We start from the raw sequence: 10,258 nt of genomic DNA on the forward strand, positions 1-10,258 counted from the left end.
GCACCAAAACGTATTGTTAATTTCTAAGAATAAAAGTAGCAAACCATGTTGCTACTTTATTATTTATACTTTTTCGTACGGATGTAGCGTGCTTGGATAGATCTCCGTTGGATACTTCCCTGTGAAGCAAGCTAAGCAAAGACCTCTTGTCTCGCCTTCTTCTTCTCTTCCAATGGCATCGATCATCCCTTTTGGACTTAAAAAAGTAAGTGTATCAGCACCAATAATTTCGCGAATATCTTCTACAGAACGATCAGAAGCAATTAATTCTTCTTTTGTTGAAGTATCAATGCCATAGAAGCATGGGTTTTTGATCGGTGGCGAGCTGATGATTACATGTACTTCAGTCGCGCCTGCTTCTTTTAACATCGTCACAATACGGCGGCTCGTTGTTCCACGTACAATGGAGTCATCCACCATGACAACTCGTTTCCCTTCAACAACACCTCTTACAGGTGATAGCTTCATCTTCACTCCTTGTTCCCGCAATGACTGTGATGGTTGGATAAATGTCCGACCAACATACTTATTCTTAATGAGACCCATCTCATAAGGAATCCCTGTTGCTTCAGCATAACCAATGGCTACGGAAATACTTGAATCAGGTACACCAGTTACGACATCTGCCTCAATCGGAACCTCGACAGCAAGCTGCTTCCCTAAATTTTTTCGCGCTGTATGGACATTGATGCCATTAATATTGCTATCTGGTCGGGAGAAATACACATATTCCATCGCACACATAGATATATTTGAAGCCATTGCGAACATTTCAGAACGGAACCCATTATCATCAATGACTAATAACTCTCCAGGTAATACATCACGAACAAACTCAGCTCCGACAATATCGAAAGCACATGTTTCGGAAGCAATTACGTAAGCATCCCCAATTTTGCCTAGAGATAGAGGACGGAGACCATTCGGATCAACCGCAACCATCATTTCATTTTCAGTCATAATTAAGAAAGCATAAGCGCCTTTTACCATGGACAAGGCATTCTTCACACGCTCTTTATGAGAAGATACACCGCCTCGTTTAATTAAATGAGCTAATACCTCGGTATCTGAACTCGTTTGAAAAATACTTCCCTGTGCTTCTAGTTGATATTTAAGGGCTGTAGCATTCGTTAAATTTCCATTGTGACATAGAGCTAGACCACCATTTTGTGATTGGAATAAAAGTGGTTGCACATTCTCATAGCCCCCGCCACCTGCAGTAGCGTACCTGACATGACCAATTGCTGAAGTTCCTTTTAGTTCTTGAATAGCATCTTGAGAGAAAACCTCAGTGACGAGGCCCTCTCCTTTTACACCCTTCAACTTATCTCCATCTGTTACAACAATACCTGTACCTTCTTGACCACGATGCTGAAGGCTATGCAATCCGTAATAAGTAATCTGTGCTGCTTCCGGATGACCCCAAATACCAAAGACACCACATTCCTCATTTAAACCTTTTATTTCTGCAAGCATGCTGGTATAGCTCCCTTCCACGCCTTATTTAGCACTTCTGTTTGCTCTTTGATTACAAGTTCGTCGTTTACAGTAATTTCAAGTGCTTGCTCATTTGTTACTTCACCAATGAGTGTAGCATTTGTTAATTGTTCAAATGCTTCTTTGTTCTCCTTCTTCACACTTAGAAGGAATCTAGATTGAGATTCACTGAACAATTGTGTTGTTGCTTCACCAGTTAACTTAAGTTTTGCACCTAATTGATTCGCAAATAAACTCTCAGCTACTGCCACTGCTAACCCACCTTCTGCAAGATCATGTGCAGATGATAGTAACCCTTGGTGAATAGCTGTTAAGACTTTTTCTTGATTGGCTGCTTCTACTGTTAAATCGATTGCTGGTGCTTGCCCGAAGATTTTTTTGTAGCTTAGCTTCTGTAGTTCACTGCCACCAAATTCCGCTCTCGTATCACCTAATAAATAAATCAGGTCGCCTGCTTGTTTGAAGTCTTGTGTTGTCACATGCTCAATATCCTCCACTAGACCAACCATCCCGATAACTGGCGTAGGATAAATCGCTGTGCCGTTTGTTTCGTTATATAATGAAACATTACCACCAATGACCGGCGTATTTAATGTACGACAAGCTTCACTGATGCCATCAGCAGATTTTTGAATTTGCCAGAAGATTTCTGGCTTTTCCGGATTACCGAAGTTTAAGTTGTCCGTAATTGCTAACGGCGCGCCACCAGAACAAACGATATTACGTGCTGCTTCAGCTACAGCTATTTTTCCGCCTACTTCAGGATCTAAATACATATAGCGTGAATTACAATCCGTAGTCATCGCTAGTCCTTTTTTCGTTCCACGGATACGGATAACTGCGGCATCAGACCCTGGAGCTACGACTGTATTGGTTCTTACCATATAATCATATTGGTCATATACCCACTCTTTACTAGCGATCGTTGGTTGTTGTAATAATGACATTAGAGTTTCTCTATGATCATCAACTGCGGGAATATCATTTTCCATCGCCTGGAATTCACGGTAATAAGCTGGTTCTTTGGAAGGCTTATGGTATACAGGTGCTTCTTCTGCTAGTGCATCTGTTGGTACATCTGCCACTACTTCGCCTTTATGAATCAAACGTAGTTGTTTATCATCAGTCACACGGCCGATTGCCACTGCTTCTAAATCATATTTGGAGAAAAGGTCAACAATTTCTTGCTCTCTTCCTTTCGTCACTACAATTAACATTCTTTCTTGTGACTCCGATAACATCATTTCATAAGCAGTCATTCCTGTTTCGCGTTGTGGAACTAAGTCTAGGTTCATTTCTATCCCTGAACCAGCTTTACTTGCCATCTCTGCAGATGAACTCGTTAATCCTGCCGCGCCCATATCTTGAATCCCTACTAATGCGTCAGATTTTACAAGTTCAAGGCATGCTTCTAATAGCAACTTCTCCATAAATGGATCACCTACTTGAACAGCCGGACGATTCTCCTCTGATTGATCCGTTAATTCTTCAGAAGCAAAAGTAGCACCGTGAATGCCATCACGTCCAGTTTTGGCTCCCACATACATGACTGTGTTACCTACCCCATGCGCTTGCCCTTTTTTAATATCTTTATGATCAATTAAGCCGACACACATCGCATTAACAAGTGGATTCCCTTCATAGGAAGCGTCAAATTGCACTTCTCCACCGACTGTTGGAATGCCTATGCAATTACCATATCCAGCAATCCCCGCTACTACTTCTTCAAAAAGGTAGCGAACACGAGGAGTATCCAATTCTCCAAAGCGTAAAGAGTTGAGGAGTGCAACAGGTCTTGCGCCCATCGAGAATACATCGCGGATAATACCGCCCACACCCGTTGCTGCCCCCTGATAAGGTTCGATCGCAGATGGGTGATTATGGCTTTCAATCTTGAATACAACAGCCTGTTCATCTCCTATATCAACAATTCCGGCACCTTCTCCTGGACCTTGCAACACATGCTCGCCTTTTGTAGGGAACTTACTTAATACAGGCTTAGAGTTTTTGTAGCTACAATGTTCTGACCACATAACAGAGAAAAGTCCGATTTCAGTATAGTTAGGTAGGCGACCTAAAATCTTTTCAACCATTGCAAATTCGTCATCTGACAAACCCATTTCCTTATAGACTTGTTGTTCTTTTAGTTGTTCTGGACTTGGTTCAAGCATTAACGACATGTGATTCCCTCCATTGTTTCACAATTGATTGAAAAAGTTTTAACCCATCAGCGCCACCTATTAGCTCATCTACCGCTCTCTCAGGGTGGGGCATCATGCCAAGCACATTGCCCGCTTTATTCGTAATACCAGCAATATTACTTAAGCTACCATTCGGGTTGGCATCATGGTAAGTAAAAACAATTTGATTGTTTTCTTTTAAACTAGCAAGTGTCACTTCATCACAATAGTAGTTTCCTTCACCATGAGCTACTGGTATGGTAATCACTTCATCTTGTTCATATCCTTGCGAGAACATTGTTTGATTGTTTTCGACTTTTAATTGAACTGGACGACAAATGAATTTTAAGCTTTCATTTCTTCTCATCGCCCCTGGCAGTAAGCCTGCTTCTAGTAAAATTTGAAAACCGTTGCAGACGCCTAATACCGGTTTCCCTGCCTCAGCCGCTTTAATCACTTCCTTCATCACGTGACTAAATCGTGCAATGGCTCCACTTCGCAAATAATCACCGTATGAAAATCCTCCCGGTAATAGAATGCCATCAAAACCATCTAAGCTTTTTTCATCGTGCCAAACATATTCCACATCACAGCCCAGCTCATCTTTTACTGCATGATACATGTCAATATCACAGTTCGATCCTGGAAAAACAATCACAGCAAACTTCACTGAGCAACAGCCTCCTCGATTTCAAAACGATAATCTTCAATCACGACATTCGCAAGTAATCTTTCACACATTTCTTTTACTACTTCTTCAACAGGACGCTCTGACTTTTCAATCGAAAGCTCCAAGTATTTTCCGATGCGCACATCTGACACTTCGTTGTAATTCATGGAATGCAAGGAGTGCTTAACAGCATTTCCTTGTGGATCTAATACGCTCTCTCTTAATGTGACGAACACCTTTACTTTATACATGAAGTTTTCCTCCCAGTCTGGATAAAATATTTTCATAAGCATCTGTTAAATTGCCAAGGTCGCGACGAAAAACATCTTTGTCGAGCTTTTCATTCGTTTTTAAATCCCAAAAGCGGCATGTATCAGGTGAAATTTCATCTGCTAACAGAATAGCACCTGATGCATCCTTACCGAATTCCAATTTAAAATCGACGAGGCGGATGCCCAACTCTTTAAAAAATTGTGATAATACTTCATTTACTTTCAATGCTTTTTCTTTTAAAAATGCGACTTCTTCTTCGGTTGCTAAATCCATGATTTCTATATGGTCCTCTGTTAATAATGGATCACCTAAATCATCGTCCTTATAATAAAATTCGACAATTGGTCTTGTTAATGGTTTTCCTTCTTCCACGCCAAGCCTTTTTGCAAAGCTGCCTGCTGAAGTATTTCTCACAACAGTTTCTAATGGAATGATGTCCACTTTCTTTACAAGTTGCTCATTCGGAGAAATTTGCTTCACAAAATGAGAATCAATACCAAGCTCCTTTAGTTTTGAAAATAGCAAGCTAGTAATCTCATTATTTAAACGGCCCTTGCCGTCAATACTTGCTTTCTTCTCTCCATTAAAAGCAGTAGCAGCATCTTTGTATTCTAGCCAAACGATAGATGCATCATCTGTGTTGTAAACCCTTTTTGCTTTTCCTTCATAAACAAGTGAACCTTTTTGCATGACTTGCGCCTCCCAATCATGAAAATTAGCAATATTCTTACTAGGTGAAATGAATGGGGAGAGGAGGAAAAACTTCTTCTCCCCATTATTTTTTATAAACCTAAACGATTAAAGATCGTATCTACATGCTTCAAATGGTGATGATAATCGAAGCAATCATCTATCTCTTCTTTTGTTAAAAGGGAAGTGATCTTTTCATCTTGATCAATTAAGCTGCGGAATGGTACTTGTTTTTCCCATGATTCCATTGCTTTTGGTTGAACAGTATCATACGCTTCTTCACGCACAAGGCCTTTATCAATCAATGCGAGCAATACACGTTGAGAATAAATAAGCCCTAACGTACGATCCATATTTCGTTTCATATTCTCAGGATATACCGTTAAGTTCTTCACAATATTGCCAAAGCGGTTAAGCATATAATTCAATGCAATCGTTGCATCTGGTAAAATCACGCGCTCCGCTGAAGAGTGAGAAATATCACGCTCATGCCACAATGACACATTTTCATACGCGGTCATCATATAACCACGAATGACTCTTGCCATCCCTGTCATATTCTCTGATCCAATCGGATTACGCTTATGAGGCATGGCTGAAGAACCTTTTTGTCCTTTTGCAAAGAATTCTTCCACTTCACGTGTTTCACTCTTTTGCAGGCCCCGTATCTCTGTGGCAAACTTCTCGATGGACGTAGCAATTAATGCAATCGTGCTCATATAATGTGCATGACGATCACGTTGTAGTGTTTGTGTAGAAATAGGTGCTGGCTGAATACCAAGCTTTTCACAAACATATTGTTCAACAAATGGATCGATGTTCGCATACGTACCGACAGCGCCGGAAATTTTACCGAACTCAACGCCAGCAGCCGCCTCTTTAAAGCGTGCCAAGTTACGTTTCATCTCTTCATACCATAATGCCATTTTCAAACCAAAAGTAGTCGGCTCCGCATGCACACCATGTGTACGTCCCATCATTACTGTGTTTTTATGCTCTTGTGCTTTTACTTTAAGAATTTCTACAAAACGCTCGAGGTCTTTTAGTAAGATATCATTTGCTTGCTTTACTATATATGAAAGTGCAGTATCGACAACATCTGTAGAAGTAAGGCCATAATGGACCCATTTACGTTCTTCACCGAGTGTTTCGGAAACGGCACGTGTAAAGGCAACGACATCATGTCTTGTTTCTTCTTCTATTTCTTTAATTCGCTCAATGTCAAATGAAGCTTTTTCACGGATTTTAGCTACATCCTCTTTAGGAATATCTCCAAGCTCAGCCCAGGCTTCGCAAGCAAGAATCTCCACTTCCAACCAAGCTTGGAAACGGTTCTGTTCTGTCCAAATAGCTCCCATCTCTGGGCGAGTATAACGATCAATCATGATTTATCCTCCGATCTTTTCTGCAGCAATTTGCCATATGTCACTTTGTTCTACTTCACGTAAAGCTTCCTCTACATTGTCGCGAAGCAATGTCACATGACCCATTTTTCGTTTAAACTTCGCTTCTGCTTTCCCGTATAAATGAACCTTCCAATCCGTTACCGTAGGAATGGACCGAATAAGAGGTTCAACATGCTCTCCTAATATATTGACCATTACAGCTGGTTTTAGTAATTCTGTATTTGCTAATGGCCAATTACAAACTGCACGAATATGCTGTTCGAATTGTGAAGTTTCACATGCTTCAATAGAGTAGTGACCAGAATTATGCGGCCTTGGGGCTAGTTCGTTAATATAGATCTCATCATTTTCTCCAAGGAACATTTCCACCGCAAGTGTACCAACTAGCTCAAAATCATCGGCAATTTTTTTCGCCTCTTCTAAGGCCGTTTGAGAAGCTAATTTGGAAATTCTCGCCGGTACAATCGTTTGATGTAGAATATTATCTTTATGAACATTTTCCCCAACTGGCAAGAAAGCTGTTTCACCATTGGGATTCCTGAAAACAATCACTGAGATTTCTTTTTGAAAAGGAATGAACTTCTCTAAGACGCATGCACCATGATTTAATAATTCTTTCGCCTTTTCTATGTCAGCTTCGTTATGAATTACATATTGTCCCTTGCCATCGTATCCACCTCTTGCTGTTTTTAAAACAGCAGGAAAGCCAAGCGCTTCTATATTAGCATAAATATCTTCCGTTGCGTGAATCTCTGCGTACGGGGCAACAGTCGCACCTGCTTTTGTGATCGCTACCTTCTCTTTTATACGATCCTGTGTCTGTGATAATACATGTGAACCTTGAGGCACATAAGCATTCTCACAAAGCCAATCAAGCCCCTCAGCACTAATATTTTCAAATTCATATGTCACAATATCACTTATAGATGCTAATTGTTTTATTGCATTCATATCATCATAAGCTGAAACAATCTTCACATCAGCCACTTGACCACATGGGGAATCTTCCGTGGGATCCAGTACAGCTATGCGAAAACCATTCGCTTTGGCCGATAATGCCATCATGCGACCTAGCTGCCCTCCACCAATTATGCCGATTGTTTGACCAGGTAGTATGGTTTGTTTAGACAAGATCATCACTACTTTCTAACACTTGTTGTTTTGTTCTTTCTCGCCTATCTTCTAACCGTTTAGCAATTTCCTCATCAAAGGCGCTTAAGATTTGCCCTGCCAGTAACCCTGCATTTGTTGCCCCTGCTTTACCAATAGCAACTGTAGCAACTGGGACACCGCCAGGCATTTGTACAATGGATAATAAGGAATCTATCCCGTTTAACGCTTTAGATTGAACTGGGACACCAATGACTGGTAGCGTTGTTTTAGCGGCTACCATGCCAGGTAAGTGTGCGGCACCCCCTGCTCCTGCAATAATGACTTTGATTCCTTTAGCTCTTGCACTTTCTGCATAATCAAACATCAAATCAGGCGTTCTATGTGCAGATACGACTTTTTTTTCATAACCGACTTCAAGCTCATCTAAAATGTCACAAGTATGTTTCATCGTTTCCCAATCTGATGTACTACCCATGATGACGGCAACTTCGATTTTCATCCTTCTCCTCCATTCCTTTTTGTCCAAAAAATGAAAAAGCCCAGATAGAATCCTCGCTCTAATCTAAGAGAGAAAGATTCTGTCTGAGCCATTCATTCATAAATAGAAATGTTATGAATTTAGAGACACTAGTCCCTTGGACAAACAAGAAGCTTTCCCTCATAGTCCGAGTATTTACGGTTCCCGGGTAGAGACTCATGGGCCATATTCCCATTATTATATGAGGGGTTAAAATGTTGTTAGGTTTTCTTTCAATTTCATCTTAACAACTTCCGAATTGTCCGTCAATGATAATCTCGAACGATTAAAGAAGTCAGAAAATTAATGTTCGTGTTTTGTTACAAAAGTTGTCCTTCAAAGACTATTTTTTGCCCTGCAGGTTCATATTCTGTCTTCCCATTTTTCTTCATTTCTTTAAAGTACGGTTTTTCCATTCTTCTTATTGGAAAATACCCTTCTTGCTTCATGCGATCTAAGCATTGATCAATGGTTTCATTTTCCAACACTTCAAATTTCTTTTTCTTTTGACTCACTTAAATAACTTACCTTTCTTAACAGATTTAACCCAGAAGCCACCATATATCGTTTTTGGTTCATAAGCAATGATGAAGGCCTTCGGATCAAGTGTTTTAATCGTATCATACAGCTTTAATTCATACTTTCTTGGAGTTAAGATTTGCAGTGCCATACGGTCCCCTTCAAGCCCATTCGCAGCCCAAGACGTTACACCATATCCTTTGGCCCGTAAATCCTTTGGCAAATCTTTATCATACTCCTTCGTTATTACATTAACAGTAATATAGCCAAGTGCAAGCTTTTCTTCAATTTTCATCCCAACAATGACGCCTATACCATACCCGACTGCATAGGCGATAATGTTCTGTATCTGGTCTAAATTATCTAACACTAAGCCTAAACCAATGACATAAATAACAATTTCAATCATACTAATAAATGCTGCCTGGTAACGCTGCCCTTTTAATGTTAATATCATACGAATCGTAAAAAAGGACACATACACAATATTAATAACCAAAATAATCGTTACCATTACAAGGCCATTCTCTAACATTTTAACACTCCTATCTCACTTCAAACCTTCTTATTACCTTTATACCCAAACTTTCAAGGTTAAATGACTACTTTCCTGTTCGATTCCCCAAATTTCCTAAATTAAACGCTTGAAACAATGTACCATCTACATAAAAAAGAATACTCTGTTATACAGGATGTATGCCTAATGATCGGAAAAGAGGTGGAGAGAGATGGTCTTTTGGTATCCATTTTACGCACATCATGCAAATTTCCAAACTGAAGGCGAAGGGGTTCGTGAAAGTGAGAGACTGGCATTACTAGGCGGCGCTCTCTCTGCAATTGGGAGCATAATCGTAGTCATTGGTCTTTTTGATCAACTAGAAGAAGATGAAGAAGGCATAACTGAATCGGAAAGTGAAGGAATACTTAGTTTAGAGTCATTTAGGTTAGCCTTACTTGGAAGTATTATTGTAGCTGCCGGAGAAAGTATCGGAACAGCATCCATTATAAAAGGGATTAGAGAAGATGAAATTATCTCTCGCGAAGAAGCAAGGGAAAAGAATATAGCAAAAACCAATATGACAAATATACAAACACAACTCCAATATATGCAAGAAGAGTTGAACCAACTAAAGAACATTACATCAACCCTACAACAAGAAAACTATCTAATGCGGACAGAATTATATCACTTTTATCGGTATTTACAGATTAAATAGAAAAAGCTTGTAATCTTATAGAGACCTAGTAAATAACCACAAAAAAAGAGCACATCAAATGATGTGCTCTTTTATCTTGCCCGGCAACGTCCTACTCTCACAAGGGGACAGCCCCTAACTACCATCGGCGCTGAGAAGCTTAACTTCCGTGTTCGGTATGGGAACGGGTGTGACCT

General features: G+C 40.1%; 11 protein-coding genes, 1 rRNA gene and 1 riboswitch. Of the genes, 1 reads left to right on the top strand and 11 read right to left on the bottom strand.

The window, feature by feature from the left end:
* Positions 1 to 63: 63 nt before the first annotated feature.
* The 10 genes from purF to U9M49_RS16655 form a co-directional block, all read right to left on the bottom strand.
* Positions 64 to 1,476 (bottom strand): amidophosphoribosyltransferase, encoded by a 1,413-nt coding sequence (gene purF, locus U9M49_RS16610; protein ID WP_095370719.1) that lies wholly within the window; start codon positions 1,474 to 1,476, stop codon positions 64 to 66.
* Positions 1,461 to 3,677 (bottom strand): phosphoribosylformylglycinamidine synthase subunit PurL, encoded by a 2,217-nt coding sequence (purL, locus tag U9M49_RS16615; protein ID WP_322910216.1) that lies wholly within the window; start codon positions 3,675 to 3,677, stop codon positions 1,461 to 1,463. The genes purF and purL overlap by 16 nt, the downstream gene beginning before the upstream one ends.
* Positions 3,661 to 4,347, bottom strand: a complete 687-nt coding sequence (gene purQ / locus U9M49_RS16620; RefSeq protein ID WP_322910217.1) for a phosphoribosylformylglycinamidine synthase subunit PurQ — start codon at positions 4,345 to 4,347, stop codon at positions 3,661 to 3,663. Before purQ ends, purL begins: the two co-directional genes overlap by 17 nt.
* Positions 4,344 to 4,598: a phosphoribosylformylglycinamidine synthase subunit PurS gene (gene purS / locus U9M49_RS16625; protein ID WP_095370721.1), complete on the bottom strand. Its 255-nt coding sequence runs from the start codon at positions 4,596 to 4,598 to the stop codon at positions 4,344 to 4,346. Before purS ends, purQ begins: the two co-directional genes overlap by 4 nt.
* Positions 4,591 to 5,310 carry a phosphoribosylaminoimidazolesuccinocarboxamide synthase gene (gene purC / locus U9M49_RS16630; RefSeq protein WP_322910218.1) on the bottom strand — a complete coding sequence of 240 codons (720 nt, stop codon included), beginning with the start codon at positions 5,308 to 5,310 and terminating at the stop codon, positions 4,591 to 4,593. Before purC ends, purS begins: the two co-directional genes overlap by 8 nt.
* Before the next feature lie 92 nt (positions 5,311 to 5,402).
* Complete coding sequence (purB, locus tag U9M49_RS16635) at positions 5,403 to 6,695, bottom strand: adenylosuccinate lyase (protein ID WP_095370723.1); 1,293 nt, start codon at positions 6,693 to 6,695, stop codon at positions 5,403 to 5,405.
* A 3-nt stretch (positions 6,696 to 6,698) separates the two neighbouring features.
* Positions 6,699 to 7,853, bottom strand: coding sequence for a 5-(carboxyamino)imidazole ribonucleotide synthase (purK, locus tag U9M49_RS16640; protein ID WP_322910226.1), 1,155 nt, complete (start codon positions 7,851 to 7,853; stop codon positions 6,699 to 6,701).
* Complete coding sequence (purE, locus tag U9M49_RS16645) at positions 7,840 to 8,328, bottom strand: 5-(carboxyamino)imidazole ribonucleotide mutase (RefSeq protein ID WP_095370724.1); 489 nt, start codon at positions 8,326 to 8,328, stop codon at positions 7,840 to 7,842. Before purE ends, purK begins: the two co-directional genes overlap by 14 nt.
* 142 nt (positions 8,329 to 8,470) lie before the next feature.
* Positions 8,471 to 8,572: riboswitch (purine riboswitch) on the bottom strand.
* A 94-nt stretch (positions 8,573 to 8,666) separates the two neighbouring features.
* On the bottom strand, positions 8,667 to 8,861 hold the full coding sequence (locus U9M49_RS16650) for an NETI motif-containing protein (RefSeq protein ID WP_251163305.1): 195 nt from the start codon (positions 8,859 to 8,861) through the stop codon (positions 8,667 to 8,669).
* Positions 8,858 to 9,400, bottom strand: coding sequence for a DUF2179 domain-containing protein (locus U9M49_RS16655; protein WP_095370725.1), 543 nt, complete (start codon positions 9,398 to 9,400; stop codon positions 8,858 to 8,860). Before U9M49_RS16655 ends, U9M49_RS16650 begins: the two co-directional genes overlap by 4 nt.
* 193 nt (positions 9,401 to 9,593) lie before the next feature.
* On the opposite strand from U9M49_RS16655, the gene U9M49_RS16660 reads away from it, so the two are divergent.
* A complete protein-coding gene (locus tag U9M49_RS16660; protein WP_095370726.1) occupies positions 9,594 to 10,082 on the top strand; it encodes a hypothetical protein in 489 nt (162 codons plus the stop codon).
* A gap of 78 nt (positions 10,083 to 10,160) precedes the next feature.
* On the opposite strand, the gene rrf is transcribed toward U9M49_RS16660, so the two are convergent.
* Positions 10,161 to 10,258 (bottom strand): 5S ribosomal RNA (rrf, locus tag U9M49_RS16665); the annotation flags it as partial.

Source organism: Cytobacillus sp. OWB-43 (assembly GCF_034651445.1).
GTDB lineage: Bacteria > Bacillota > Bacilli > Bacillales > Cytobacillaceae > Cytobacillus > Cytobacillus kochii.

Coding starts and splice junctions, on each gene's coding strand:
- purF (WP_095370719.1), bottom strand. CDS start 1,476: ATGCTTGCAGAAATAAAAGGTTTAAATGAGGAATGTGGTGTCTTTGGT.
- purL (WP_322910216.1), bottom strand. CDS start 3,677: ATGTCGTTAATGCTTGAACCAAGTCCAGAACAACTAAAAGAACAACAA.
- purS (WP_095370721.1), bottom strand. CDS start 4,598: ATGTATAAAGTAAAGGTGTTCGTCACATTAAGAGAGAGCGTATTAGAT.
- purC (WP_322910218.1), bottom strand. CDS start 5,310: ATGCAAAAAGGTTCACTTGTTTATGAAGGAAAAGCAAAAAGGGTTTAC.
- purB (WP_095370723.1), bottom strand. CDS start 6,695: ATGATTGATCGTTATACTCGCCCAGAGATGGGAGCTATTTGGACAGAA.
- purK (WP_322910226.1), bottom strand. CDS start 7,853: ATGATCTTGTCTAAACAAACCATACTACCTGGTCAAACAATCGGCATA.
- purE (WP_095370724.1), bottom strand. CDS start 8,328: ATGAAAATCGAAGTTGCCGTCATCATGGGTAGTACATCAGATTGGGAA.
- U9M49_RS16655 (WP_095370725.1), bottom strand. CDS start 9,400: ATGTTAGAGAATGGCCTTGTAATGGTAACGATTATTTTGGTTATTAAT.
- U9M49_RS16660 (WP_095370726.1), top strand. CDS start 9,594: ATGGTCTTTTGGTATCCATTTTACGCACATCATGCAAATTTCCAAACT.